Here is a 25,533-nt window from a genome sequence, read left to right as displayed (position 1 = left end):
CCCCCGTAGATTCAACGGTATGAACGAGATCCTGACCCGCGCAGCCACCGCCGAGGCCGTTTCCGACGCCCCGGGCAGCTTGATCACCCTGCTCGCCGACACGGCCCCGCTGACGTGCAACACCGCCACCTTCAAGGAGGGCGCCACCGGCGCCCCCGCGCACTACCACACCAAGGCGACCGAGTTCTTCCTGGTCACCGAGGGGCAGCTGGACGTACTCGTCGGCGAGCACATCAGGACCCTCGGCGCCGGGGACTTCCTCGCGGTGCCGCCCGGTGTCACGCACGCCTTCGCCCCCGCGCCCGGCCACGGCGCGAGCGTCTTCGTCGGGTTCACCCCCGGCATGGGCCGCTTCGAGTACTACCGGCTCCTCGGCCGGGTCAGCGCCGGCGAGGCCACCGTGCAGGACATCAAGGACAGCTCGGAGACGTACGACAACCACTACGCGGAGAGCGCCGTGTGGAGCGGCCGGCGCCGCAGCGCGGAGCCGTAGACCTCGTCCGCGTCGAGCCGGCGCAGTTCCTCGGCGATCAGCTCGGCCCCGCTGCGGATCTTCAGGGCCACCTTGCGGTCGGGACTGCCCGGCAGGACCAGGGTGGCCAGGGACCCCTCGGGCCGGTCCACGCGGATCTCCCCGCCCGTGGTCTGGAGGCTGACGCGGGTGATCACCGGGCCCTCGGTCGTCACCCGGGCCACCGCCACCCCCAGCCGGTCCTCCAGCCAGCGCGCCAGCAGCTCGGCGCTCGCGTTGTCGCTCTCACTCTCCACCGTCGCGCCGGTCACCGGCAGCGGCTTCTGGTCCAGGGCGGCCGCCAGCAGGGCCCGCCAGGGCGTCAGCCTGGTCCATGCCAGGTCGGTGTCACCGGGCTGGTAGGCACCGGCCCGCTCGTCGAGCACCCGGATCGGGTCGGCGACGTATCCCGCGTCCGTGATCCGGCGCTGCGCCAGCGCGCCCAGCGGGTCCCCCGCCAGGTCGGCGGGGGCATCGGCCGGCCACCACGCCACCACGGGAGCGTCCGGCACGAGCAGCGGCAGGACGACCGAGCCCGCCTGGCCGGTCAGCGCCCCGTGCAGCCGCAGCAGCACGATCTCGCCGGTCCCGGCGTCCGCACCGACCCGCAGCTCGGCGTCCAGGCGGGTCTGGCGGAGCTTGTGCGGGCCCCGCGAGGTCCGCTTGATCACCGCGATGATGCGGCACGGGTGCTCGCGCGAGGCCTCGGAGGCCGCGCGGACGGCGTCGTACGCGTTCTCCTCGTCGGTGACGACGACAAGGGTCAGCACGAGCCCCATGGTGGGGCTGCCGATGGCCCGGCGGGCTTCGAGCAGGGCCCGGTTGACCTTGCTGGACGTGGTGTCGGTGAGTTCGGTCCGCATGGACCCGAGTCTGTCAGCGCCTGCCGCACTCCCGGCACCCGGTCCGCTCGATTCCGCCTGGAGCGGTGCCCGGGCGCCCGGACTCCGTCACCTCCGCCCGGACGGTGTGTCACTTCCGCTGGGCCTCCGGCGCGTCTGCGGCCCGTCACGCCCGTACGGTCACCTCCGCCGCCGGGCCGTCCCGAAGACCGACCGGGAGATCTCCCGGCCCAGCTGTGTCCCGATCGACCGGGCCAGCGAGCGGAACAGCCCGCTCCCCACCACCTGTTCGGCCAGCGACCGATCCGGCTCCGGAGCACCGCGCGCCGCCTTCTCGGCCTCCTTGGCCCGTTTCGCGGAGGCGGCGGCGGCCGCGGCGGCCTCCGCCTCGGCTTCCGCCGCGGCCTGCTGGGCGCTGATCTTCTCGTACGCCGATGCGCGGTCGATCGGCTCCGCGTAGCGCGCGTAGAGCGGCGAGGCCTTCACCGCCTGCTCCAGGGCGGCCGGCTCGATCGGCCCCATCAGCGACTGCGGGGCGCGCAGCCGGGTCGCCGCGACCGGTGTCGGCGCGCCGTTCTCGCTGAGCACGGTGATCACCGCCTCGCCCGTGCCCAGCCGGGTGAGCAACTCCTCCAGGTCGTAAGGGGAGTGGGGGAAGGTCTTCACGGTCGCCTTCAGCGCCTTCGCGTCGTCGGGGGTGAAGGCGCGCAGCGCGTGCTGCACCCGGTTGCCGAGCTGGGCGAGCACGTCCGCCGGCACGTCCTTGGGCGTCTGCGTCACGAAGAAGACACCGATGCCCTTCGAGCGGATGAGCCGCACCGTCTGGGTGATGGACTCCAGGAAGGCCTTCGAGGCGCCGTTGAACAGCAGGTGCGCCTCGTCGAAGAAGAAGACGAGCTTGGGCCGTTCCAGGTCGCCGACTTCGGGCAGGTCGTGGAAGAGGTCGGCCAGGAGCCACATCAGGAAGGTGGAGAAGAGCTGCGGCTTGTCCTGGACCGCCGGGAGTTCCAGTACGGAGACCATTCCGCGCCCGTCCGCGGCCGTCCGGAGGAAGGCGCCGGTATCGAATTCCGGCTCGCCGAAGAACTGCGCGGCTCCCTGCTGCTCGAAGGCGGTCAGGGCCCGCAGGATCACCCCGGCCGTCACCGTCGACAGTCCGCCGATGCCCTTGAGCTCGGCCTTCCCCTCGTCGGAGACGAGGAAGGCGACCACCGCCCGCAGGTCCTTGAGGTCGATCAGCTCCAGACCCTTGGTGTCGGCGTAGTGGAAGATCAGGCCGAGGGACTGCTCCTGCGTCTGGTTGAGCCGGAGCACCTTCGACATGAGCACGGGGCCGAAGCTCGTCACGGTCGACCGCACCGGGATGCCGGGGCCGATCCCGCCCAGCGAGTAGAACTCGCTGGGACATCCGGTGGCCTCCCACGGCTGGGCGACGTCCGCGGCCCGTTCCTCGATCTTCTCGTTGCGCGCACCGGGCGCCGAGATCCCCGAGACGTCGCCCTTGATGTCCGCGAGGAAGACGGGGACGCCGTTCGCCGAGAGCTGCTCGGCGATCAGCTGGAGGGTCTTCGTCTTGCCGGTGCCGGTGGCGCCCGCGACCAGCCCGTGCCGGTTGAGCATCGCCAGTGGGATACGGATCTGGTGGTCGGGCAGCACGTGATCGTCCCAGAGCAGGGCCCCCAGGTCGAGAGCGGGTCCGGTGAAGGCGTACCCGGCGGCGATCCGGTCCGCCGGGTCCGCCCGGTCCGCCCGGTCCGCCGGAACGGATGGGTCGGTGCTCTCGCTCATGCATCACTCCCGAATTGGCCCTGTTCGACACCTTTGCACCAACGCGACGAGGCTGCGCCCGCAGGCACCGGCCCGGTAGGCTTTCCGTGTGATCTTCAAGCGCATCGGTAACGGGAGGCCGTACCCCGACCACGGCCGGGAAAGCACCCGGCAGTGGGCGGATGTCGCGCCGCGCCCGGTCCGGCTCGACCAGTTGGTGACGACCAAGGGACAGCTGGACCTCGAAACGCTGCTCGCCGAGGACTCCACCTTCTACGGCGACCTCTTCGCCCATGTCGTCAAGTGGCGGGGCGACCTCTACCTGGAGGACGGGCTGCACCGTGCCGTGCGCGCGGCCCTGCAGCAGCGCCAGGTGCTGCACGCCCGCGTCCTCGAAATGGACTGACACCCCCCGGGCGTCCCGACACGGCGACTCCGGGCGGCAGGCCAAGCGGAAGCGGTACGGCGCGGCAGCGGAAGCGGACTCCCGCTTCGCGCCGATTGGGCCTTTCGGGTCGGCCTTGGCGTATCAACAGATCATTTAGTGCGGAACCCCACCAGGCCGCACTACGCTGCGCTCATGAGCATGCTCACTCCCCCCGGCATGGGCGGAAAGTACCGCGTCACGGGAGCCGCCTACCCCCGCATGAGCCGTAAACGGAGCCGACGTCGGATCGTCTTCGCCGTGCTCGGCTCGGTCCTCGCGCTCGCCCTCCTCGGCTACGGGGCACTGCAGCTCATCGACGTGTTCGGGGGCAACGCCTCGCAACGGAACACGGCTGCGGGCAAGGACTGTCCGACAGCGGGCCCGAAGGCCGCCAAGGCCCCCCAGGGCGGCCCCGCGGCGCCCGTCGCACCCGTCGCCGCCACCGGCGGACCGGCGGTCGTGCTGCCCGAGCCCGGCCAGATCACGGTCAACGTCTACAACGCGACCCCGCGCGCGGGACTCGCCAAGGCCGTCGGCGACGAACTGAAGGCGCGCGGCTTCATCATCGGCAGCGTCGGCAACGCCCCCGCCGACTTCGACAAGAAGGTCCCCGGCACCGGCATACTGCTGGGCTCACCCAAGACCGACAAGGCGGCCTACTCCGTCCTCGGCACCCAGCTGGCCGGCGTCACCCAGCAGACCGACACCCGTGAAACCGCGGACATCGACCTGATCCTCGGCGACGCCTTCAAGGCGCTCTCCACGAAGGAGGACGCGGACAAGGCGCTGGCCCTGCTGGCCAACCCCCAGCCCGCGCCCGCCAAGACCTGCTGATCCCCCGCGGGGGACCCCGTAACGGCCGGCCGCGTGCCCGCTCGGCTGAACGCGGCCGCGTCCGGCTCTACTCGGCCGAGCCGTACATGCGGTCGCCCGCGTCGCCCAGCCCCGGCACGATGTAGCCGTGCTCGTTGAGCCGCTCGTCCACCGCGGCGGTCACCACCGTCACCGGCGTGCCCGCGAGCTCGCGCTCCATGATCGCGACGCCCTCGGGCGCGGCCAGCAGCACCACGGCGGTGACGTCGTCCGCGCCGCGCTTGATGAGCTCCCGGATCGCGACGACGAGCGTGCCGCCGGTGGCGAGCATCGGATCGACGACGTAGACCTGCCGTCCGGAGAGGTCCTCCGGCATGCGCGTCGCGTACGTGGAGGCCTCCAGGGTCTCCTCGTTGCGGACCATGCCCAGGAAGCCCACTTCGGCGGTCGGCAGCAGCCGCACCATGCCGTCGAGCATGCCGAGGCCGGCGCGCAGGATCGGCACGACCAGCGGGCGCGGGTGCGAGAGCTTCACACCGGTGGTGGGGCCGACCGGGGTCTCGATGTCCGACTGCTCCGTGCGCACGTCCCGGGTGGCCTCGTACGCGAGGAGCGTCACCAGCTCGTCGGCGAGGCGCCGGAAGGTGGGGGAGTCGGTGCGCTTGTCGCGCAGGGCGGTCAGTTTGTGCGCCACCAAGGGGTGATCGACGACCTGCAAACGCACAACATCCTCCAAGACTCAGCTTCAGGGCTCGACCTGCGACCTGCGGCCCCGCTGCCTGCGAAAACGGCCGCACGGCGCGACCCACACCCAAGAGGCTACGCGGTGACGCGGCCCCTGGACGTCCTTGGGCTCGACCGCGCCCCGGCGACCTGGGGATGCGGGTCGCACGCACACGCAGCACGCTGGATTGATGAGCAACGGACGGGTGATCGCGGGGGTCGACGGATCCGAACACAGCCTCAAGGCCCTGGAGTGGGCAAGGGCCGCAGCCGTGCGGCACCACGCCGGACTGCTGGTCGCCCATGTGCTGCCCGACCACGCGCAGTTGTACGCGGGACGCCGGGCCGCCCTCGACCACGCGTCCGATCCGGAGGAGTTCACCGACCCCGTGATCGAGCGGATCCGGGCACTGCTGGACAGCGGCGCCGAACTGCCGGAGCAAGTGGGGTACGAGTCGCTGGAGGGCTCCGTGCCCGAGGCCCTGAGGGTGATCGGGTCGGGGGCCCGGATGCTGGTGATGGGATCGCGCGGGCGCGGCGGCTTCGCCAGCCTGCTGCTCGGCTCGAACAGCCGCGCCGTCGCCACCACCGCGCCCTGCCCGGTCGTCGTGGTCCCGCACGCGGAGCGGGGCGTGGAACGGGGCGTGGAGCGGGGCGTGGAGCGGGGTGCCGACGCCGCCACGGAGACTTCCGCCGGCCGGGTGGTGCTCGGGCTGCACGCCTCCGAGACCCCGGACGACGTACTGGCCTTCGCGTTCGAGGAGGCGGCCGCGCGGGGGACCACCGTCCAGGTGGTTTCGGCGTACGCCATCCCGCCCTCGCCGACCATGGTGATCGACAGCCCGTTCGTGGTGATCCCGCCGGAGGGTCTGGCCGACGACGGGGACGCCGTACCGGCCGAGCGGGAGATGCTGCGCTCGCAGACGGAGCGGCTGGCACCGCTGCGCGCCCGCTATCCCGACGTCCCGGTCGAGCAGGCCGCCGTACCCGGGGACGCGGCGGGCCGGCTGGTCACCGCCTCCCGGTCGGCCGCCCTGGTCGTGGTGGGCCGGCGCCACCCGCGGCGCAGCGCCAGGTCGCTGCACATGGGCTCGGTGGCGAACGCGGTCCTCCAGCACGCGCACGGCCCGGTGGCCGTCGTCCCCACGCTCACCGAGGACAGCTGACCAGCCGACCAGCCGGCCAGCGGACGAGCTGACGAGCTGACCTGGGACGATCCGGCAGCTCATCGGCGGTGGGGTGGCATCAATCGGGCCGTCCGGGGGAAGGTGAGTGCGGGGGGTCTGCTTCGCGCCGGCGAAGGAGGACGACCGGACCAGCCGGGGTGGTGGCCGATGCCCATGATTCAGCCGAGCGAAGACAGCGAGGCGTACGAAACGCCGGAGACCGCGGCGCAGCGCAGGGCGCGGCGCGCCCAGTTCCTGCGCGACCTGAACGAAGCGCGCGAGCTGCGCGACCGGGTCCAGCCCCGGCGGGCCCGCGCGGCCCGCATGCGGCAACAGATGCGGATGCGTACGTTCCGCTGGTGAGTCCCCCAGGCCCCGCAACCCGTCGGCGAGTCCCCCAGGCCCCGCAACGGCCCGGCAGACCGGCCCTCCCCGAGCCACCGCGTACGCCGCAACGGCCCACCGCCGCAGCCTGAGCGCCGCACGCCGCAGGGCCGGTCGCCCAGCGGTGCGCGGGCCGCGGGAAGGCCGGGCGGGTGAACGGGACACGCCAGAGGCCGGAGCGGGATCGCACCGCGGGCCGCCCGACCTCCGCGTCCCCGCACACTGGCCCGCCGCGGCCCGTACTCGCCTCCCCCGCCGACCGCGGGCCGACCCCGCGGGCGCCCGTTCGTCCGAGCGGGCCGGCGCCCGTACGCCCCGTCGCAGGCGGGCACGCGCGCGACACGGCCGGGCCGCACCCCCTCCCGCGAAGTCCCCGGTCCGGCCTCCGCCAGGGACCCCGCACCCGCGTGGCACCACCGCCCCACGCCCCGCACCCGGCACGCGAACCGCACGGCGCGGCACGACGCAAGCGCGGAAGACCTCTCGCGAAGCCGCTGTTTCTGCCACGATGCCGATTGGGCGGGGTACGGACGGCTGGCACGAAGGCCGTTCCACCCCAACCTCCGGCCGGGGGGACCTCCAACCGGCATGCCTAACACCAGTGGGAGAGTCACGGTGTATTTCGCCGCACTGCTCGCGCGCACCGAAGACGGGTGGGAAGCGAGCGACATGGAACTCGACGACGTCGAGTCCCTCAGTGATCTGATCGATCTCGCCCGTTCCGCCGCTGTCGACGACGACACGGTGGTCGCCCTCATCGAGCAGGAGGACGCCTGGTTCGGCGTCGTCCGCGTGGACGGCGAGGAGGACCCGCGGTACTTCGTATCGAACGCCTCCGCGGCCGCCCGCAGCTCCTACGGCTCGATGCTGACCAAAGAGCTGCTGGGCAGCGACGAGGAGGACGACGACGAACTCGACGAACTGGACCTGGACGGCACCGAGGACGGCGAAGAGGAGGCGATCGTCTCGTTCACTGACGAGGAGACCGACGAGGACGAGGTGATCGGGGCCGGCGCGGAGCCGGTACCGGCCGGTCCGCTCGGCGACCCCCGGCTGCTGGACGACCTCGGGGTGACCCACAAGCAGCTGATGACGCTGGACGGGGACGCCCTCTCGGAGATCGCCGACTCCCTCGGCGCCACCGAGGTCCTGGAGGCCGTCCGCTAGTGAACGACACGCACGACGCGCACGGCCCCGATCCCGTACGGGACCCGTGGCGGGACTCCATGCGCCTGGCGCTCCAGGAGGCCGCCCGGGCGGTGCCGGCCGGCGATGTGCCGGTCGGCGCCGTCGTGCTCGGCCCGGACGGCGAGCTCCTCGCCACCGGGTACAACGAGCGCGAGGCGACCGGCGACCCGACGGCGCACGCCGAGGTACTGGCGCTGCGCCGGGCGGCCGCGAAGCTCGGGGAATGGCGGCTTCCGGGATGCACGCTGGTCGTGACCCTGGAGCCGTGCGTGATGTGCGCGGGCGCGCTCGTGCAGTCGCGGGTGGCCCGGGTCGTCTACGGGGCGGGGGACGAGAAGGCGGGCGCGGCGGGGTCCCTCTGGGACCTCGTACGGGACCGCAGGCTCAACCACCGGCCCGAGGTGATCCGCGGCGTGCTGGCCGAGGAGTGCGCGCGGCAGCTGACGGACTTCTTCCGCGACCTGTGACCGGAACCGCCGAGGATACGGATTTCGGCGCACGGGTCACCTTGGGCTAAGCTCTCTCTCGGTAGCGTGTCCGAGCGGCCGAAGGAGCACGCCTCGAAAGCGTGTGATGGTGCAAGCTATCCGTGGGTTCAAATCCCACCGCTACCGCTCTGACCGAGAGCCCCGCCCCGCAAGGGTCGGGGCTCTCGGCGTCTGCCCGCCCGGACCGTCCCTTCCGACCGGTCCTTCCCACCGGTCCTTCTCACCCGTCCCTTCCGACCGGTCCTTCTCACCCGTCCTTTCCACCGGGCGTTCCGGCCCGTCCTCCTGACCCGTGCTTCCTCGGCCGGTCCTTCCTGGACGGTTCTTCCGGAGCAGCGCCGCGTGACCGCCCGCCCCTTCGGCCGTTGTCACGGCATGACCAAGACCCAGCGCATGCTCGCCGCCCTCGCCCTCGCGGGGGCCGCCGCGGGCCTCGCCGCACCCGCCGCCTCGGCAGCCCCGATCACCCCCATCACCCTCCCGGACCTGCCGACGGCGGCTCCGGGCATGCCGGCGGGGTCCCAGCCGGCTTCCGTCCAGGAGATCGGCGCGAAGCTCACCGAGCTGAACCAGCTCAACCAGCTGATGGACCTGCCGAACCAGCTGTCCCCCGTGATCGACCCCGTACAGCCCATCCTGGGGCTGGCCGGCGCCATCGAGTAACTCCCTCCCTCGACCCGCCCCTCCGCCCTCCGCCCACCGCCTCCGGCCCACGCGAAGAAGGCCCCGACCGGGGTCGGGACCTTCACCGTGGGGACGGGGGAAGTGGCCTCGGGGGGACAAGCCACTTCCCCCGATGCGGACGGGACCTGCCCGTCCGAGCCGCAGTCAGGGGGAAGCAATGCGGCTCGGACCCCGCAGCGAGGCCCTGTCCCTCACCCGCCGATTTCCTGCCAGAACCGGCGGGCTCACCCCCATCCTGCGTCCCCCTCGACCGCCCGCCGAGCGGCAAAGGGCCCGGAGTGCCGGGTCATTGGTCCTTAAAGGCCGGGTGAGTGTCCAAACCCGACCGGTTAGACTCACCCGACTTTGCAGGACCGGTTGGGGAGGCCGAAACCGCACGTGGACACCAAGAAGCTCATTACGGGTCTACTCACCGTGTTCGTCCTCTTCGTGATCATCACCCAGCCGAAGCGGGCGGCCGAGATCGTGGAAATAGGCTTCCAAGGCATATCGGACGCCGCCTCCGGCATCGGCGAGTTCATGACCGAACTGGTGCGCTGAACCCGTACGCTGAAGCGGCTTCCGGATTTACCGGCCCCCCACTCCGACGGGTGGGGGTTTTTTGCGCTCCACCGCCGACCATAATGCCCCGGAATGCTCAACTTGCCCTCAACACGGCGATATACGGTGCTTGCACACAGTGCACATGTCTTGTGATGCTATGACCGCTTTTGACGGATGAGTTGACTGAAGGGGTGGCGTGACCGTGCCGGCCAGTACTGCGCCTCAGGTGCCACCCCAGCAGGACCCCCAGGTTCCGCCCCAGCAGGAGTCCCCGGAGGAGCCACCGGCCGCGCCGAGACCACAGAGCCGCGGCGCGGACACCCGGGCCCTCACCCAGGTCCTCTTCGGGCAGCTGAAGGACCTGGAGCGGGGCACCAGCGAGCACACCCGGGTCCGCGGGGCCCTGATCGAGGCCAACCTCCCGCTCGTCCGGTACGCGGCCGCCCGCTTCCGCAGCCGCAACGAGCCGATGGAGGACGTGGTCCAGGTCGGCACCATCGGCCTGATCAACGCCATCGACCGGTTCGACCCGGACCGCGGAGTGCAGTTCCCGACCTTCGCGATGCCGACCGTCGTGGGCGAGATCAAGCGGTACTTCCGCGACAACGTCCGCACCGTCCACGTGCCGCGCCGCCTCCACGAGCTGTGGGTGCAGGTCAACGCCGCCACCGAGGACCTCACCACCCTCCACGGGCGCACCCCGACCACCGCCGAGATCGCAGAGCGGCTGCGGATCTCGGAGGACGAGGTGCTGTCCTGCATCGAGGCCGGGCGGAGCTACCACGCGACCTCACTGGAGGCCGCCCAGGAGGGCGACGGGCTGCCCGGACTGCTGGACCGCCTGGGCTACGAGGACCCGGAGCTGGCCGGGGTCGAACACCGCGACCTCGTCCGCCATCTCCTCGTACAACTGCCCGAACGCGAGCAGCGGATCCTGCTCCTGCGGTACTACAACAACCTGACGCAGTCGCAGATCAGCGCCGAGCTCGGCGTCTCCCAGATGCATGTCTCCCGGCTGCTGGCCCGGAGCTTCGCCCGACTGCGATCCGCAAACAGGATCGAGGCGTAACCGGAACGGGTGTAGATCGCCCACGCGTTTCCCGACAGACCGGACTCCTCCCCTTCTGTCGCTGGAGATATATGTCGACTTGGCGCTACAGCGTGTTGCCGACATGTGACATTCTGCTGGAACCGCGTTTGCCGCAGCCCCGCCTCCGGTATTCAGGTGGAGGCTGCGTTCCTCCGACGGGCGCGCCGCACGCGACCGTCCGCGACCTCAAGGGGGTGGCATGTCCGTAGACCAGGGCAGCTCCAAGGTGCTCACGCTCGTTCCGAGCGCGACTCCGGCAGTGTCCGACCGCTCGGAAGCCATCGACACCCGCACCCTCTCCCGCTCCCTCTTCCAGCGACTTGCCGCTCTGGATGCGGACAGCCCCGACCGGGCGTACGTACGCGACACCCTGATCGAGCTGAACCTGCCCCTCGTGCGGTACGCCGCGGCCCGCTTCCGCAGCCGCAACGAGCCGATGGAGGACATCGTCCAAGTCGGCACGATCGGCCTGATCAAGGCGATCGACCGGTTCGACTGCGAACGCGGTGTCGAGTTTCCGACGTTCGCGATGCCTACCGTCGTGGGCGAGATCAAACGATTCTTTCGGGACACCTCCTGGTCCGTCCGCGTCCCGCGCAGGCTCCAGGAGCTGCGCCTCGCGCTGACCAAGGCCAGCGACGAGCTCGCCCAGAAACTGGACCGCTCGCCGACCGTGCCGGAGCTCGCCGCCGTGCTCGGGGTCTCGGAGGAGGACGTCGTCGACGGTCTCGCCGTCGGCAACGCCTACACCGCCTCCTCGCTCGATTCGCCCTCCCCCGAGGACGAGGGCGGCGAGGGCTCGCTCGCGGACCGCCTGGGTTACGAGGACACCGCGCTCGAAGGCGTCGAGTACCGCGAGTCGCTCAAGCCGCTGCTCGCCAAACTCCCGCCCCGGGAACGGCAGATCATCATGCTGCGGTTCTTCGCGAACATGACGCAGTCCCAGATCGGCGAGGAGGTCGGCATCTCCCAGATGCACGTCTCCCGGCTGCTCACCCGCACCCTGGCACAACTGCGCGTGGGGCTCATCGGCGAGTAACCGGCGGCCGCCCGAAGCGCCGCTCCCGCTTCCCAATTGACGAAGCGTCAGGAACACTGGCGCGATGCGAAAGGGATCGAGAGCGGCCACCCTCCTTGCCTTGTGCTGCACGGCCGCCGCCGGCCTCACCGGCTGCGGCGGCCCCGCGCCGGACGGCTATGCCGCCGTGGGCGCCGCGGCCCCGGGCCCCGAACGGGGCGCGGGGGAGAACGTGGCGCCGCAAGACCGGGTGGAGTTCCAGCAGCTCGGCGGCCCGTCGGCGACGGGCGGATCCTCCGCGTCGTCCAGTACGTCGACCAGCGCTCCGGGATCCAAGGCCCCCGGCGGCTCCGCCCGGGGCGGAGCGACGAACACCGCGCCCGGCGACTCCGTATCCGCCCCCGGCGCCGCCCAGCCGGGACCCGGGCGCACCACCACCGCGCCCGGCACACCCGGCACACCCACTGGCCCGGCCGCCAGGCCCGGCACGACGACCCCCGCTCCGCCGCCGACACCCCCGGCCACCCCGCCCACTCAGCCCACGGCGGCGCGGCTGACCCTGTCCGCGCCCTCGACGGCGGCCGCGGCCGACCGCTGGTGCGAGCGGGTCACCGTGACCTTCACCAACACCGGGAGCACCGCCGCCCGTGCGGGCACGGTCAGCTTCGCGACCCACATCATCGGCGCCCTCGGCGTCGACTGGGCCACGATCACCACGACCCAGCCGCTGCCGGCGCCGATCCCGGGCGGGGGCGCGAGGACGCAGACCTACACGGTGTGCGTGGAGTCCTGGCGGGTGCCGCTGGGCATGCACGTCGAGACGCGGAAGGTCACCGCCACCTGGAGCTGAGCCCGGTCGCCGGGCCTCAGCGCGTCGCGAACCAGAGGACCGCGCCGACCACCAGCACCAGGCCGAGCGCCAGGCCCAGCCAGAGGCCCTTCTTGGAGCCGGCCTGCTGCTCCTGCTGCTGCGCACGGCGCTGCTGGCGGGCTCCCGGCCCTGCCTGCCGCGCCGGCGCGGCCTCTTCCACGAACGCCCGGAACATCTGAGTGCTGCCCGCGGGGTCGTAGTTGCCCTCGGGGCCCTGTGAGTTGTGGTTCGCAGCCATGGGTCAGGACCCTAGCGGGTTTTCCCATTCCTTTACCGCCCCACCCCCCAGATTCATTTGCTTGTAGCAACCATCCGCTTCTATGGTTGCTCTAAGCAACAAGATGGGGAGGCAGCCCGGTGACCAATCCGAGTACTCCGACCACGCCGAGAACGCCGAAGGGAACGCCGAGAACCGTGAGAACGGCTCCTGCTCGGTACGAGGAGCTGGCCCGCCAGCTCACCGGAATCGGCGCGGTCAAGCGCGACCTCGCCCGGATCCTGCCCCCGGAGTGCCCGCCCGGCTCCGCCGCCGTCCTCACCGTGCTCGACCGGCACGGCGAGATGCGGCTGAGCCGACTGGCCGAGTTCATGGCCATCGACATGTCGGTGACCAGCCGGCACGTCGCCCACGTCGCGGACCGCGGCTGGATCGAGCGCGAGACCGATCCGGGCGACGGCCGCTCCCGGATCCTGCGGCTCACCCCGGCCGGGCGCACGCTCCTCACCGAGCTCGCCGCCCGGTACACGGTCGCACTGGAAAGGGCGCTGGCCGACTGGTCCGCCGAGGACATCGATGGACTCAACACCCTGCTGGCCCGACTCCGATCGAGCTTCTAGACAGACAAAGGAAACACATGGCTTCGACCACGCCCACCGGCGCGCGGGGAGGCGGCGGCCAGTCGGAGACGAAGTCCGACGGCACGTCCATGTCCATGACCCACCCGCAGATCATGAAGGCGCTGTCCGGGCTGATGCTCGGCATGTTCGTGGCGATCCTGTCCTCCACGATCGTCTCCAACGCCCTGCCCCAGATCATCAGCGATCTCGGCGGCACCCAGTCCTCGTACACCTGGGTGGTCACCGCGGCCCTGCTGTCGATGACGGCCGCGACCCCCCTGTGGGGCAAGCTGTCCGACCTGTTCAGCAAGAAACTGCTGGTCCAGATATCCCTCGTGATCTACGTCCTCGGCTCCGTGGTCGCGGGCATGTCGCAGAGCACCGGCATGCTCATCGCCTGCCGCGTGGTCCAGGGCATCGGCGTCGGCGGCCTCTCCGCACTCGCCCAGATCGTGATGGCCGCGATGATCTCCCCGCGCGAGCGCGGCCGGTACAGCGGCTACCTCGGCGCGGTCTTCGCGGTCGCCACCGTCGGCGGCCCCCTGCTGGGCGGAGTCATCACGGACACCGAATGGCTGGGGTGGCGCTGGTGCTTCTACGTCGGCGTACCCTTCGCGGTCATCGCCCTGATCGTCCTCCAGAAGACGCTGCGGCTGCCGGTCGTGCGCCGCGACGTCAAGGTCGACTGGCTGGGCGCCTTCCTGATCAGCGGGGCCGTCTCACTGCTGCTGATCTGGGTCACGCAGGCCGGCGACTCCTACGAGTGGATCTCCTGGCAGACCTGGGCGATGACCGGCGGCTCGGTGGCGCTCGGCCTGCTCTTCGTCCTCGTCGAGTCCCGTGCGAGCGACCCGATCATCCCGCTGCGGCTGTTCCGCAACAAGACCATCACCCTCGCCTCGGCGGCCTCGCTGTTCGTAGGCGTCGCGATGTTCTCGGGGACCGTGTTTTTCAGCCAGTTCTTCCAGCTGGCCCGGGGCGAGTCCCCCACGATGTCCGGAGTCCTCACGATTCCGATGATCGCCGGGCTCTTCGTCTCCTCCACCCTTTCCGGTCTGGTGATCACCAGGACCGGTAAGTGGAAGGCATGGCTCGTCATCGGCGGCGTACTCCTGACGGCCGGACTCGGCCTGCTGGGCACCCTGCGGTACGACACCCCGTACTGGCACATCGCGATCTACATGGCGCTGACCGGCCTCGGCCTCGGCATGATGATGCAGAACCTGGTCCTCGCCACCCAGAACCAGGTGGCTCCGGAGGACCTGGGCGCGGCCAGCTCGGTCGTCACCTTCTTCCGCTCGCTCGGCGGCGCCATGGGCGTCTCGGCGCTCGGAGCGGTCATGGCCAACCAGGTCACCCACTACGTCCAGGACGGGCTCACCGCCCTGGGCCCGAAGGCCGCGGCACTGGGCCACGGCGGCACCGCCGGGGGCGGGATCCCCGACCTCGACACGCTGCCCGCGCCGTTCCGCGAGGTCATCGAGTCCGCGTACGGGCACGGCGTCGGCGATGTCTTTCTCTACTCCGCGCCGTTCGCGCTGCTGTCGCTGGTCCTGGTGGTGTTCATCAAGGAGGTCGCGCTGAGGTCGAAACCCGCGGCCCATGCCCCTGCCGCGGCCGGGGCCGCGGAGGCCGGGGCCGCGCAGGCCGGGGCCGCGCAGGACACCGCGGCCGGCACTCCTGCGGAGGCTTCGGCCAAGGCCTGAGGGCCACGGTCCGGGGTCTGGGGTCCGGGCCGTCAGGACTTCGGTGCGGTGAGGTCGTAGAAGGTGGCTCCGCCCATGCTCTGCGCGGTGAAGTTCTCCTTCACCCAGGTTTCGATGGCGGTGCTGGTACCACCTCCCGGTCCGCCCTGGCGCATGACGGGACCGCTTCCGCCGCCCTGACCGCCCGGGCCTCCCTCACCACCCCGGCCGTTGCCCTGCGTCCCGCTCTGACCGATGAAGTAGTGGATCTCGCCTGCCCGCACATACTCCTTGAACTGCTGGAGCGTCGGGGACGGGTCGCTGCCGTTGAATCCGCCGATCGGCATCACCGGGGTGCCGGACGCGAGCTGGTAACTGGCCGCGATCTGCGAGCCGACGGCAGCCGCACCCCACGTGTACCGCTCCGCGTCCTCGCGCAGCGCGGCCTTGGCCTCGGCCGTTGCCCGAGTTCCGTTGAGCAGGCCGCTGAGGCCGCCGCCGAAGAGCTCGCCGCCCCCACCGGCGCCCGTGGGACCGGCCTGGCTGTTACGGGGGCCCGTCCGGCCGGGATCATCCTGCACCCCGCCCCGGGGGGACTGCGGTGCAGCGGCCGTGCCGCCCGGTCCACCGCCCTGCGGCACTGCGCCCGGGGCGCCCGGGAACTGCTCGCCGTCTGCGCCGAGGCGCATGCCGGGCCCGCCGCGGCCCCCCGCCACGGCCGGGCCGGCCGTCACGATCGAGCCCGAGTACGGTGTGCTCACCGTGGTCAGGCAGTACGCGAGCGGCCCGGCCAGCGCCGCGCCCAGACCCAGTCCGGCCGCGGCCAGCAGACCCCGGCGGCCCAGCCCGGCGCCGAAGAGCAGCCCCACCGCCGCGAGCACTCCCGCCACCAGCACCGTCCAGCGCAGCCACGGCAGGTAGTCGGTGGCCCGGCCCAGAAGCACGTACGACCAGACGGCGGTCAGGGCGAGGGTCGCGGACAGGGCGAGCGCTGCGGCGCGGCTGCCCCGCTCCTCCCACAGCACGGCGGCGCCCATGCCCACCAGCGCGGCCACGTACGGCGCCAGCGCCACGGTGTAGTACTCGTGGAAGATGCCCTGCATGAAGCTGAAGACGAGCGCGGTGAGCAGGAGCGAGCCGCCCCAGGCCAGGAAGGCCGCCCGGGCCATGCTCTCCAGCGAGTCGGTGGCCCGGCGGGCCCGCCAGGTGACCACCAGTCCGGCGACGAGCAGGACCAGGGCCGCCGGGAGCAGCCAGGAGATCTGACCGCCGATATTGGCCGAGAACAGCCGGTCGACGCCGGTCTCGCCCCAGCCCCCGCCGCCACCGCCACCGCGGTTTCCGCCGCCGACGCTGCCGGTCTCGTTGCCGTTGATCCTGCCGAGGCCGTTGTAGCCGAGCGTCAGCTCCAGGAAGGAGTTGGTCTGCGAACCGCCGATGTACGGGCGCGAGCCCGCGGGCCAGAGCTCCACGACGGCCACCCACCAGCCGCCCGCCACCACCATCGCCAGGCCGGCCAGCAGAAGTTGACCCAGCCGCCTGCGCAGCCGGGTGGGTGCGCAGACCGCGTACAGCAGGGCGAGCGGCGGCAGGATGACGAAGGCCTGGAGGGTCTTGGTGAGGAAGGCGAAGCCGACCGCGACACCGGCCCAGACCAGCCACCGGGTGTGGGCCCCGTCGAGGGCGCGCAGCACGCAGTGGACGGTGACCGTCAGCAGCAGGGTCAGCAGCGCGTCGGGGTTGTTGAAGCGGAACATCAGCGCGGCGACGGGCGTGAGCGCGAAGGCGGCGCCGCTCAGCAGCGCCGCGCCGGGGCCGAACTGGCGCCGCACGGCTGCGTACAGCACACCCGTGGTGGCGACGCCCATCAGGGCCTGCGGGACGAGGATCTGCCAGGCTCCCAGCCCGAACAGCCGGACCGACAGCATCATCGGCCACAGGGCGGCAGGAGGTTTGTCGACGGTGATGGAGTTCCCGGCGTCGGAGGAACCGAAGAAGAAGGCCTTCCAGCTCTCGCTGCCCGCCTGCACGGCCGCGGAGTAGAAGGAGTTGGCGTAGCCGGAGGCGCCCAGGTTCCAGAGCAGCAGCACGGCGGTGGCGAGGAGGAGCGCGCCGAGGGCGGGCCTTTCCCAGCGGGGCCGGCCGACGCCCGCGGAGGCCGTGGTCCGTTCGGGCACGGGCGGGATGAAGGCTGAGGGTACGGCCGTGGTCATCGGCCCTCCTTGGAAGTCGGCGTCTTGGCGTGGGTGGCACGGCGTTCCGGGAAGACCCAGGCGCGGAAGAGCAGGAACCGCAGGACGGTGGCGGCGAGGTTGGCCGTGATCAGCACGGCCAGTTCGGTGCTGTGTGCGGGATCGGCGGTGGCGGCGCCGAGGGCGGCGAGCGAGCCGCTGGTCAGGGCCAGTCCGATGGCGAACACCGCCAGGCCCTGTGCCTGGTGGCGCACGGCCCCGTCCCGGCCGCGGACGCCGAAGGTCAGCCGGCGGTTGGCGGCGGTGTTGGCGACGGCCGAGAGCAGCAGGGCGGCGCCGTTGGCGAGCTGCGGGCCGGCCGCGGCGCGGAAGGCGGAGTACAGCAGCAGGTAGAGCAGCGTGGACAGCGCTCCGACGGCGCAGAAGCCGATGAGCTGGCGGGCCAGCCCGCGGTCCACTCCGGGGAGGTCGGTGCGGTCGCGCGGATCGTCGCCGAAGGGGCGGGCGAGCCGGTCGAGCGGCAGCGCGCCGACGGCCAGGGCCCGGCCCACGCGCCAGACGCCCTTCAGGTCCTCGGTGGCCGTCTTCACGATGTGGACGGTGGAGTCCGGGTCGTCCACCCAGTCCACCGGTACCTCGTGGATCCGCAGCCCGGCCCGCTCGGCGAGCACCAGCAGCTCGGTGTCGAAGAACCAGCCCGAGTCCTCCACCAGCGGCAGCAGCCGCTCGGCGACCTCCCGCCGGATGGCCTTGAAGCCGCACTGGGCATCGCTGAAGCGGGCGGCGAGGGACGAGCGCAGCAGGAGGTTGTAGGCCCGCGAGACGAACTCTCGCTTCGCTCCCCGCACCACCCGCGAGGTGCGGGCGAGGCGGGTGCCGATGGCGAGGTCGGAGTGGCCCGAGATCAGCGGGGCGACCAGCGGGAGGAGGGCGTTGAGGTCGGTGGAGAGGTCCACGTCCATGTATGCGAGGACGGGTGCGTCGGAGTCGGACCAGACCGTGCGCAGGGCCCGGCCGCGGCCCTTCTCCTCCAGTCTGGTGCTGCGAACGCCGTCGACGGTGGCGGCGAGCTCGGCCGCGATCGCGGGGGTGCGGTCGGTACTCGCGTTGTCGGCGACCGTGATCCGGAAGGGGTACGGGAAGGTGCGGGTGAGGTGCTCGTGCAGGCGGCGCACGCACGGGCCGAGGTCCTTCTCCTCGTTGAAGACCGGGATCACCACGTCGAGAACGGGCGCGCCGGGGGCGGGCGCGAGGGGCGCCCGCGCCGGGAGGGCACCGGGAGAGGTGTCGAGGGGCATCCACCGACCCTCGCCGGGCGCCCTGTCACCGCTGTGTGGTGAGCCTGTGGCCTGTCTGTGCGTTCGTCGAATTCGTCGAGTTCGTCGAGCTCGTCGAGTTCGTCGCCTCGTCCGAAGGCGGGTTCGTCTCCCACTCCGGCGGTCGTCTCGGTGCGCCCTCGGCGAGCGGCAGCAGGACCTCGAAGCAGGTCCGCCCCGGCTCGCTCTCCACGGCGACCCGGCCACCGTGCGCCGAGACCACCGCGTGGACGATGGCGAGCCCAAGGCCGGTGGATCCCGCGGCCCGGGAGCGGGACGCGTCGCCTCGGGCGAAGCGCTCGAAGACATGGGGGAGCAGGGCGGGCGGGATGCCGGGCCCGTCGTCCTCGATCCGCAGCCGGACGGCGGATGTTTCACGTGAAACATCGGCGGTGACAGTGGTACCCGGCGGGGTGTGAGTGCGGGCGTTGGCGAGGAGGTTGACCAGGACCTGCTGGATCCGGGCGGGATCGCCGCGGACGGGCGCGGGCTCGTCGGGCAGCCGAAGGTGCCAGTGGTGCCCGGGCCCTGCGGCCCGGGCATCGCTGACGGCGTCGACGACGAGCGGGGCGAGGTCCGTGCCGGTGTCCGTGCCGGTGTCCGTGTCGGTGTCGGTGTCGGCGGAGGAGAGCGGGCGGCCCGCGTCGAGCCGGGCCAGCAGCAGCAGGTCCTCGACCAGGCCGGTCATACGGGTGGCCTCGGACTCGATGCGGCCCAGAGCGTGGCGCGTATCGGGGCCTGGCTCCTCCCGCCCGCGGCGGGTGAGTTCGGCGTAGCCGCGGATGGAGGCCAGCGGCGTACGCAGCTCGTGGCTGGCGTCGGCGACGAACTGCCGGACCCGGGTCTCGCTCTGCTGGCGGGCCGTGAGGGCCGAGGACACGTGGCCCAGCAGGCGGTTGAGGGCCGCACCGACCTGGCCCACTTCGGTGCGTGGGTCGGCCTCGGCGTCCGGGACCCGCTCGTGGAGCGCGGGCTCGCCGCTGTGCAGGGTGAGTTCGGAGACCCGGGCGGCGGTGGCGGCCACCCGGTGCAGCGGGCGCAGGGCAACCCCGACCAGGGCCTGCCCGGCCAGGGAGGCCGCGATCAGTCCGGCCAGGGTGACGCAGACCTCCACCGCGATCAGGGTGCGCACGGTGCGGTCGGCCTCGGCCAGCGGGAAGCCCAGCACGAGGCTGCGGTCGGGGGCGGTGAGCACGCGGTACTGGCCGAGCTCAGGGACGTCGAGATCCACCGCGTCGGCGGAGGTCGTCCTGGCCGCCCTCGCGAAGGCATCGGTCTGGGCGGGTGTGAGCGGTACCCGGTGGTCGCGGTAGGGCCCCTCGACGGCGACGCTGCGGCCCGCCCCGTAGGGCTTGCCGTCCGAGTCGAGGCGGATCCCGGCGGTGCCCAGGGGGGTGCCGGGAGCCAGCAGGAAGCTGCGGTTGATGTCGCGCCGGGACTTGGCGTCCGGTACCTGCGAGGCCATCTCCACGGCGGTGCGCAGCTGTTCGTCCAGCTCGCCGACGAGGTAGGAGCGTAGCGCGAGGGTGGTGACGGTACTGATGGCCGCGCCGACCACCGCGATCAGCGCGACCGCCGATACGACCAGCCGGGTACGCAGGGACCAGGGCCGCCGGGCCTCCGCCGGGCGGCGGCGCGGACCGCGACGCGCGAGGCCGAGGTCGGGGCGCACTACTCGGCGGGCTTGATCAGGTAGCCGGCGCCGCGCCGGGTGTGGATCATCGGCGGCCGGCCGGGCCCGCTCTCCAGCTTCCGGCGCAGGTAGGAGATGTACAGCTCGACCACATTGGCCTGGCCGCCGAAGTCGTAGGACCACACCCGGTCCAGGATCTGTGCCTTGCTCAGCACCCGCCGCGGGTTGCGCATCAGGTAGCGCAGCAGCTCGAACTCGGTGGCGGTCAGGTGGATCTCCTGACCGCCACGGGTCACCTCGTGGCTGTCCTCGTCGAGCCGCAGATCGCCGACGGCCAGCACCGAACCTCCTCGCGCCGCCTGCGCCGCGCCCGAGCGGCGGACGAGCCCGCGCAGCCGGGCCACGACCTCCTCCAGGCTGAACGGCTTGGTGACGTAGTCGTCGCCGCCCGCCGTGAGGCCCGCGATGCGGTCCTCGACGGAGTCCTTGGCGGTCAGGAACAGCACGGGCACGTGCGGGATCTCCCGGCGCAGCCGACCGAGGACGGCCAGCCCGTCCATGTCCGGGAGCATGATGTCGAGGACCACGACGTCCGGCCGGAACGCGCGTGCCGCACGCACCGCGCCCGCCCCGTCGCCGGCGGTGCGGACCTCGCAGCCCTCATAGCGCAGGGCCATGGACAGCAGCTCCGAGAGGGCGGCCTCGTCGTCGACGACGAGCACCCGGCAGGGGCCGCCGTCGGGCCGGACGAGGGCCGTGGCGTTGCTGGTGGACGTGGACGCGTGGGAGGTGGTCGGCGCGGTCATGCGATCACGTTGTCCGGCGCCTCTGAGAGCGTTCTTGTCCCTTCCTGTGAATCTCCTGAGAATCGGCGCCGCTCAGCTGAGGGGTCGGTCGGGGCCGTCGAGCCGGTGGGGACCGCCGGGGGCGTCGGGGCCGTCGGGGCCGTCGGGGCCATCGAGGGCGTCGAGGCCATCGAGGGCGTCCAGGCGGAACAGCCGGGCGCCGTTGTCGTGGCAGACCGCGCGCAGCCAGTCGTCGCCGAGCCCGAGCCGTTCGAGAGCGGCGAGCTGGTGCTCGTACGGGTAGGGGATGTTCGGGAAGTCGGTGCCGAGCAGGATCCGGTCGCCGAGGTCCGCGAGCCGCCCGAGGTCCCCGGGCGGGAAGCCGCTGAACTGCTCGGAGAAGTCGGTGAAGGCCATGGTCGTGTCGAGGCGCACCTCGCTGTACCGGTCGGCGAGGTCGAGGAAGTCGGCGTACTCGGGCATGCCCATGTGGGCGATGACCAGCGGCAACCGCGGATGCCGGGCCAGCAGCCCCGCGATCGGCCCGGGTCCGGTGTACTTGCCCGGGACGGGCCCCGAACCACAGTGGATCACTGTCGGGACGGCGGCCTCGGCGAGCAGCCCCCAGACCGGGTCCAGCCGGTCGTCGTTCGGGTCGTACCCGCCGACCTGGAGGTGCGCCTTGAAGATCCGCGCCCCCGCCTCGACGGCCTGGCGTACGTACGCGTCCGCGCCCGCCTCGGGGAAGAAGGTCGCGGTGTGCAGACAGTCGGGCGTCCGGGCGGCGAAATCGGCGGACCAGGCGTTGAGCCAGGCGGCCATCTGCGGCTTGTGCGGATAGAGCATGGCGGTGAAGGCCCGGACCCCGAACTCCCGCAGGAGCGCGACGCGCTGCTCCTCCTCGTGCCGGTAGGTGATGGGCCACGGGACGCCGGTCAGCGGACCGACCGCGTCGAAGTAGTCCCACACCTTGTCCAGCACCCGCTCGGGCATGAAGTGCGTATGTACGTCGACCAGTCCGCGCAGCCCGAGCCGCTCGCGGAAGGCGCGGACCGCCTCAGCCGTTGCGGACAAAACCGTGGCTCCGCTCGACGGTCCCGACGTGGAGCGTGTAGCTCTCGTACCAGTCGGAGCGACCCTGCCTCATGGCCGCCTGGTGTTCCAGGTCCTGCCGCCACGCGGTGAGGGACTCGTGGTCGCGGAAGTAGGCGACGGTGATGCCGAGGCCTCCGGGAGTGCGCGCGGACTCGTAGCCGAGGAAGCCCGGGTTCTCGCGGACGATCTCGTTCATCCGGGCGAGGGTCTCGGAGTAACCGCTGTCGTCGGAAGTGTGGACACTGCTGAAAACGGCCATCACGTACGGCGGTTCGAAGGCCTGTACCGGCTGAATGCTCATGTCACCCACCCTCTGCGGCGCGCCCCGGGCATGTCCACAGGAATCCGCCCCGGGAGGCCAAAGGGATCCAAGTTTTGACCATGGACGCAGCCCGGCGCGCCCCCGGATCCGCCCGGAATCCTCAGAACAGCCCGTCCTGCCTGTCGACGGCTCCGCCGGCGGCGGGCGGGATCTGCGACACCGGTACCGCCGTCACGGCCTCGGCTCCCGGTGCGGCGAGTTCCCAGCCGGCCAGCAGCCTGGTGTCGACCACGAGCCCGTCCGCCAGGTGCAGATCGGGCCCGGCGGCGCCCGCCAGGCGACCCGCCACCGCCCCACCGGGGACCATCTCGGTGATCACCCGTACCGGTGCGGGCAGCCCGTCCAGCCCGAACGGCCCGGCGTGGTCGGTGACTTCGCACGCCACCCGCTCCAGCGACTCCGGCCAACCGGGCAGCCCGGCCGCCCGGGCATGCAGCTCGGCGACCTCCCCGGCCCGTTCGGACGCGGGCGGCAGGTGACCTCGTACGGCGCGCTTACGGGCGTACGCGATCCGGTCGGGCACCCCGAGGGCGGCCCGCAGCAACTCCTCGGTGCGCCGGGCGGCCATCAACGGCCCGCGCCCCAGCCAGGCCCAGGTCACCGCCCCCTGCTCCAGCAGCCTGGCCGGCCCGCGCTCCTCGGCGGTGATGCCGACCTTGACCAGACCGGGACCGAACCACGCCAGGTAGACGCGATAGGTGCGAGGATCCGCGGTGTTGGTGTCGGCGGCCACCGAGAACGACCGGTCGAGGCGTGCGCATGCGGGGCACTGCGCATGGCCGGTCCGGCCGGGCACGGTGGCGGCCGTGGGGCACGGTGTCCGCTTCCCCGCCCGCCGCACACCGAGGCAGCGCCGCTCCCCGCGCGCGACGAAGGCCAGCTGCTGCCCGTACGACAGCGAGCTTGCCCGCTCGCCGCGCCCCTCGCGGTACCAGCCGATGGCGGGGCGGCCGTCGTTCCACCGGATACCGGTGCACCACCACGTCACAGCGGCAGCGACCGCTCGAAGAAGGTGTCCAGGACGACGGTGGCGTGCGTCCCGCTGACGCCGTCGATCGCGTAAAGGCGGCGCAGGACGTCCTGCAGCTGCTCGGTGGAGGCCGTGCGCACTTTGACCAGCACGGAAGCGCTGCCCGCGATGATGTGCGCCTCCTGGATCTCGGGGATCTCCGCGAAGGCGCCACCGGACTCGCCCATCCAGGCGTTGGAGTCGACCATCACGTAGGCGAGCACCCCGCTGCCCACGGCGGCCGGATCGACGTCGATGGTGGTCCGCCGGATGACTCCGCGCTCGCGCAGCTTGCGTACGCGCTCATGGGTGGCCCCGGCCGACAGCCCGACGGCGGCGCCGAGGGCGGCGTACGACTGGCCCGCGTCCTGCTGAAGGCGCAGGACGAGCGCCCGGTCGATGTCGTCCACGCGATCTTCCTCCCATGAGCCGCTCGGCTCTCGCGAAGAAGGTACCTGTTCCTGCAATCCCACCCTCATGCCGAACGACATTCGGCACATCACCGCACCAGTGGCGCCAGCGCCTGCCATAGCCGGTCTCGCCTTGTACGAGATTCTGGGCAACCCCACCGGACCGGCCGCCGCACCAACGGCGACGCCCGCCTGGAACGGCTCTGCGACGACTCCGCTGGGCGGAGGGCCCGCTCCATCTGCCCGCCTGGCGGCAACCGGTGTGGAGCGACGTCCCCGACGCCCGGATGCTTCGCCGGGACGAGGCGGCCGACGCGCTCTGCGCCTTCCGCTCCCCGGCTCGGCCACCCGAACCGCAACACCTCGGCCACGAAGGCCACCTGATCACCTATGAGCAGGACAACCGGCACGCCCCCCGCACCGAACCGGACGCCACCCCGACCAGCCGCGTCCGCGCCCCCGAACCGGCCTCGAACACCGCCTTCGGCGGCCCCCAGAGCAACCGCCCCTTCCTCACCACCATCACCTCGCTCTCCTCGCCGGTGATGGCCGTGACGGGTCTCCCGCGGGTCCAGGGAGAGGCCTGCCGCGGCCGGCTACCGGGCGACGAACTGCGTCAGGATCGCCTGGACCTCGTAGATGTCGACACCCTTGGTGAAGGTCTTCTCGATCGGTGCCGAGCTCCCCGATATCCATATCTTGAGCTCGGCGTCGAGATCGAAGTGGCCGGCGGTCTCCACGGAGAAGTGCGTGATGCTCCGGTACGGGACGGAGTGGTACTCCACCTTCTTCCCCGTGAGCCCCTGCTTGTCGACGAGCACCAGCCGCCGGTCGGTGAACAGGATCGTGTCCCGGATCAGCAGGTACGCCGCATGCACCTGCTCCCCCTGCCCCAGCAGCCGCGCGTAGTCCCGCTGCGCCGACACAGGGTCGACGGTGTGTGCGTTCCCGAACAGCCCCATGAGGGCCCCCCTTTTTTTCAGGTCCGAACGATCTCCACACCGTACCGAGGCCCCCCATCGGCCGGCGTCCCCCACCAGAGCGACTTCGCCCCCCACCTCCTCCGGGGTACGCCGTCCTCACCAAGGAGGAGATCCCACCCCGCCCGATCCGGGCAACGCCGACTCCGGGCAACGCAAGAGGCCCCCCGGTGAACCGGGGGGCCTCTCAGGCTGTGCACTCGGCAGGATTCGAACCTGCAACCTTCTGATCCGTAGTCAGATGCTCTATCCGTTAAGCTACGAGTGCTTGGCTTGCTGGGGTTTTGCGCCCCGTTGGCCTTGCGAGAACAACAATACATGGACCTCGCCGGGACGCGAAATCCATTACCGAAACCGCTAGTGACCTGGGGAAACGAGCCGGAAGAAGATCATCCGGTTGGGTTCGCAGGGGACGCGCGGGGGAGGGGTGGGGGGCGGACGGGGGTCGCACACACGTCGGGGCGGGCCCGAGCGATCCCGGCGGGTGCGGCGCGCGCCGCCGCCCCCGGAAAGCATCGAAGCCCCGGTCCATACGGACCGGGGCTTCGTGAAGCGCGGAGGCGGAGGGATTTGAACCCTCGATGGGGGGTAAGCCCCAAACCGCATTAGCAGTGCGGCGCCATAGACCGGACTAGGCGACGCCTCCAGCACACCCTCGCGTACGAAGGTGCCTGCAGATGATGACACAGGCGCGGGGCCGGTCACCAATCCGCTCCCACGGTACTAGCACGGGCGGGCCGAGGGCAAAGCCTTA

Annotated in this window: 27 protein-coding genes and 3 tRNA genes; 15 read left to right on the top strand and 15 right to left on the bottom strand. The window is 71.8% G+C overall.

All coding sequences use genetic code 11. The features are described from left to right. The first annotated feature begins 19 nt into the window (after positions 1 to 19). On the top strand, positions 20 to 493 hold the full coding sequence (locus tag ABZX75_RS07970) for a cupin domain-containing protein (RefSeq protein ID WP_355409001.1): 474 nt from the start codon (positions 20 to 22) through the stop codon (positions 491 to 493). On the opposite strand, the gene opcA is transcribed toward ABZX75_RS07970, so the two are convergent. Both opcA and ABZX75_RS07960 read right to left on the bottom strand, forming a co-directional pair. Further along, the gene (opcA, locus tag ABZX75_RS07965; RefSeq protein ID WP_355408999.1) at positions 442 to 1,374 is read right to left on the bottom strand and encodes a glucose-6-phosphate dehydrogenase assembly protein OpcA; all 933 of its coding nucleotides are present in this window, start codon (positions 1,372 to 1,374) and stop codon (positions 442 to 444) included. The genes ABZX75_RS07970 and opcA overlap by 52 nt on opposite strands. 159 nt (positions 1,375 to 1,533) lie before the next feature. After that, complete coding sequence (locus ABZX75_RS07960; protein WP_355408997.1) at positions 1,534 to 3,141, bottom strand: helicase HerA-like domain-containing protein; 1,608 nt, start codon at positions 3,139 to 3,141, stop codon at positions 1,534 to 1,536. An 88-nt stretch (positions 3,142 to 3,229) separates the two neighbouring features. On the opposite strand from ABZX75_RS07960, the gene ABZX75_RS07955 reads away from it, so the two are divergent. Both ABZX75_RS07955 and ABZX75_RS07950 read left to right on the top strand, forming a co-directional pair. Further along, positions 3,230 to 3,526, top strand: coding sequence for a type II toxin-antitoxin system VapB family antitoxin (locus ABZX75_RS07955; protein WP_009067182.1), 297 nt, complete (start codon positions 3,230 to 3,232; stop codon positions 3,524 to 3,526). Between the two features lie 174 nt (positions 3,527 to 3,700). Further along, positions 3,701 to 4,381 carry a LytR C-terminal domain-containing protein gene (locus tag ABZX75_RS07950; protein WP_355408996.1) on the top strand — a complete coding sequence of 227 codons (681 nt, stop codon included), beginning with the start codon at positions 3,701 to 3,703 and terminating at the stop codon, positions 4,379 to 4,381. A 67-nt stretch (positions 4,382 to 4,448) separates the two neighbouring features. Here the strand turns inward: ABZX75_RS07950 and upp are convergent, their stop codons facing one another. Beyond that, positions 4,449 to 5,084, bottom strand: coding sequence for a uracil phosphoribosyltransferase (gene upp / locus ABZX75_RS07945; protein ID WP_355408994.1), 636 nt, complete (start codon positions 5,082 to 5,084; stop codon positions 4,449 to 4,451). Positions 5,085 to 5,274: 190 nt separating this feature from the next. On the opposite strand from upp, the gene ABZX75_RS07940 reads away from it, so the two are divergent. The 10 genes from ABZX75_RS07940 (at position 5,275) to ABZX75_RS07895 (ending at position 12,494) form a co-directional block, all read left to right on the top strand. Then, positions 5,275 to 6,249, top strand: coding sequence for a universal stress protein (locus tag ABZX75_RS07940; RefSeq protein ID WP_355408992.1), 975 nt, complete (start codon positions 5,275 to 5,277; stop codon positions 6,247 to 6,249). Between the two features lie 168 nt (positions 6,250 to 6,417). Further along, entirely contained in the window at positions 6,418 to 6,612 is a 195-nt protein-coding gene (locus ABZX75_RS07935; protein WP_355408990.1) for a hypothetical protein, read from the top strand. 636 nt (positions 6,613 to 7,248) lie between these two features. Next, positions 7,249 to 7,800, top strand: a complete 552-nt coding sequence (locus ABZX75_RS07930) for a hypothetical protein (RefSeq protein ID WP_355409102.1) — start codon at positions 7,249 to 7,251, stop codon at positions 7,798 to 7,800. Positions 7,801 to 7,859: 59 nt separating this feature from the next. After that, positions 7,860 to 8,288 (top strand): tRNA adenosine(34) deaminase TadA, encoded by a 429-nt coding sequence (tadA, locus tag ABZX75_RS07925; RefSeq protein ID WP_355409100.1) that lies wholly within the window; start codon positions 7,860 to 7,862, stop codon positions 8,286 to 8,288. Positions 8,289 to 8,348: 60 nt separating this feature from the next. Beyond that, positions 8,349 to 8,435 (top strand) — tRNA-Ser (locus ABZX75_RS07920). Positions 8,436 to 8,684: 249 nt separating this feature from the next. After that, positions 8,685 to 8,972, top strand: a complete 288-nt coding sequence (locus ABZX75_RS07915; protein ID WP_355408988.1) for a hypothetical protein — start codon at positions 8,685 to 8,687, stop codon at positions 8,970 to 8,972. 399 nt (positions 8,973 to 9,371) lie between these two features. Beyond that, on the top strand, positions 9,372 to 9,533 hold the full coding sequence (locus tag ABZX75_RS07910) for a hypothetical protein (RefSeq protein ID WP_355408986.1): 162 nt from the start codon (positions 9,372 to 9,374) through the stop codon (positions 9,531 to 9,533). 205 nt (positions 9,534 to 9,738) lie between these two features. Further along, a complete protein-coding gene (locus ABZX75_RS07905) occupies positions 9,739 to 10,605 on the top strand; it encodes an RNA polymerase sigma factor SigF (protein ID WP_355408984.1) in 867 nt (288 codons plus the stop codon). A 220-nt stretch (positions 10,606 to 10,825) separates the two neighbouring features. Beyond that, positions 10,826 to 11,665 (top strand): RNA polymerase sigma factor SigF, encoded by an 840-nt coding sequence (locus ABZX75_RS07900; protein WP_355408982.1) that lies wholly within the window; start codon positions 10,826 to 10,828, stop codon positions 11,663 to 11,665. A gap of 64 nt (positions 11,666 to 11,729) precedes the next feature. Next, positions 11,730 to 12,494 carry a hypothetical protein gene (locus ABZX75_RS07895; protein ID WP_355408980.1) on the top strand — a complete coding sequence of 255 codons (765 nt, stop codon included), beginning with the start codon at positions 11,730 to 11,732 and terminating at the stop codon, positions 12,492 to 12,494. A 16-nt stretch (positions 12,495 to 12,510) separates the two neighbouring features. On the opposite strand, the gene ABZX75_RS07890 is transcribed toward ABZX75_RS07895, so the two are convergent. Further along, positions 12,511 to 12,753 carry a hypothetical protein gene (locus tag ABZX75_RS07890; RefSeq protein ID WP_355408979.1) on the bottom strand — a complete coding sequence of 81 codons (243 nt, stop codon included), beginning with the start codon at positions 12,751 to 12,753 and terminating at the stop codon, positions 12,511 to 12,513. A gap of 176 nt (positions 12,754 to 12,929) precedes the next feature. Here ABZX75_RS07890 and ABZX75_RS07885 point away from each other — a divergent pair, with 176 nt between their 5' ends. Beyond that, positions 12,930 to 13,352 carry a MarR family transcriptional regulator gene (locus ABZX75_RS07885; RefSeq protein WP_355408977.1) on the top strand — a complete coding sequence of 141 codons (423 nt, stop codon included), beginning with the start codon at positions 12,930 to 12,932 and terminating at the stop codon, positions 13,350 to 13,352. A 17-nt stretch (positions 13,353 to 13,369) separates the two neighbouring features. Beyond that, on the top strand, positions 13,370 to 15,058 hold the full coding sequence (locus ABZX75_RS07880; protein ID WP_355408975.1) for an MDR family MFS transporter: 1,689 nt from the start codon (positions 13,370 to 13,372) through the stop codon (positions 15,056 to 15,058). A 32-nt stretch (positions 15,059 to 15,090) separates the two neighbouring features. On the opposite strand, the gene ABZX75_RS07875 is transcribed toward ABZX75_RS07880, so the two are convergent. The 11 genes from ABZX75_RS07875 to ABZX75_RS07825 form a co-directional block, all read right to left on the bottom strand. After that, positions 15,091 to 17,250, bottom strand: coding sequence for a glycosyltransferase family 39 protein (locus ABZX75_RS07875; RefSeq protein WP_355408973.1), 2,160 nt, complete (start codon positions 17,248 to 17,250; stop codon positions 15,091 to 15,093). Further along, positions 17,247 to 18,527 (bottom strand): bifunctional glycosyltransferase family 2/GtrA family protein, encoded by a 1,281-nt coding sequence (locus ABZX75_RS07870; RefSeq protein ID WP_355408971.1) that lies wholly within the window; start codon positions 18,525 to 18,527, stop codon positions 17,247 to 17,249. Before ABZX75_RS07870 ends, ABZX75_RS07875 begins: the two co-directional genes overlap by 4 nt. Positions 18,528 to 18,552: 25 nt before the next feature. Next, the gene (locus tag ABZX75_RS07865; RefSeq protein WP_355408969.1) at positions 18,553 to 20,217 is read right to left on the bottom strand and encodes a HAMP domain-containing sensor histidine kinase; all 1,665 of its coding nucleotides are present in this window, start codon (positions 20,215 to 20,217) and stop codon (positions 18,553 to 18,555) included. Then, on the bottom strand, positions 20,217 to 20,984 hold the full coding sequence (locus tag ABZX75_RS07860) for a response regulator transcription factor (RefSeq protein WP_355408967.1): 768 nt from the start codon (positions 20,982 to 20,984) through the stop codon (positions 20,217 to 20,219). Before ABZX75_RS07860 ends, ABZX75_RS07865 begins: the two co-directional genes overlap by 1 nt. Positions 20,985 to 21,056: 72 nt before the next feature. Continuing rightward, on the bottom strand, positions 21,057 to 22,037 hold the full coding sequence (locus tag ABZX75_RS07855) for an amidohydrolase family protein (protein WP_355408965.1): 981 nt from the start codon (positions 22,035 to 22,037) through the stop codon (positions 21,057 to 21,059). Continuing rightward, positions 22,021 to 22,359: an antibiotic biosynthesis monooxygenase gene (locus tag ABZX75_RS07850; protein ID WP_355408963.1), complete on the bottom strand. Its 339-nt coding sequence runs from the start codon at positions 22,357 to 22,359 to the stop codon at positions 22,021 to 22,023. The genes ABZX75_RS07855 and ABZX75_RS07850 overlap by 17 nt, the downstream gene beginning before the upstream one ends. A gap of 121 nt (positions 22,360 to 22,480) precedes the next feature. After that, positions 22,481 to 23,368, bottom strand: a complete 888-nt coding sequence (locus ABZX75_RS07845) for a DUF2797 domain-containing protein (RefSeq protein WP_355408961.1) — start codon at positions 23,366 to 23,368, stop codon at positions 22,481 to 22,483. Beyond that, the gene (locus tag ABZX75_RS07840; RefSeq protein ID WP_355408959.1) at positions 23,365 to 23,799 is read right to left on the bottom strand and encodes an Lrp/AsnC family transcriptional regulator; all 435 of its coding nucleotides are present in this window, start codon (positions 23,797 to 23,799) and stop codon (positions 23,365 to 23,367) included. Before ABZX75_RS07840 ends, ABZX75_RS07845 begins: the two co-directional genes overlap by 4 nt. A 596-nt stretch (positions 23,800 to 24,395) precedes the next feature. Then, positions 24,396 to 24,761, bottom strand: coding sequence for a PH domain-containing protein (locus ABZX75_RS07835; RefSeq protein ID WP_301369204.1), 366 nt, complete (start codon positions 24,759 to 24,761; stop codon positions 24,396 to 24,398). 213 nt (positions 24,762 to 24,974) lie between these two features. Continuing rightward, positions 24,975 to 25,047 (bottom strand) — tRNA-Arg (locus ABZX75_RS07830). Positions 25,048 to 25,334: 287 nt separating this feature from the next. After that, a tRNA-Ser gene (locus tag ABZX75_RS07825) sits at positions 25,335 to 25,425 on the bottom strand. Positions 25,426 to 25,533: the final 108 nt, after the last annotated feature.

The organism is Streptomyces sp. NPDC003038 (genome assembly GCF_040611115.1).
In the GTDB taxonomy this organism is placed as follows: domain Bacteria; phylum Actinomycetota; class Actinomycetes; order Streptomycetales; family Streptomycetaceae; genus Streptomyces.
The sequence above is the reverse complement of the archived record's forward strand: the minus strand, read 5'-3'. Positions and strand labels throughout refer to the sequence as shown.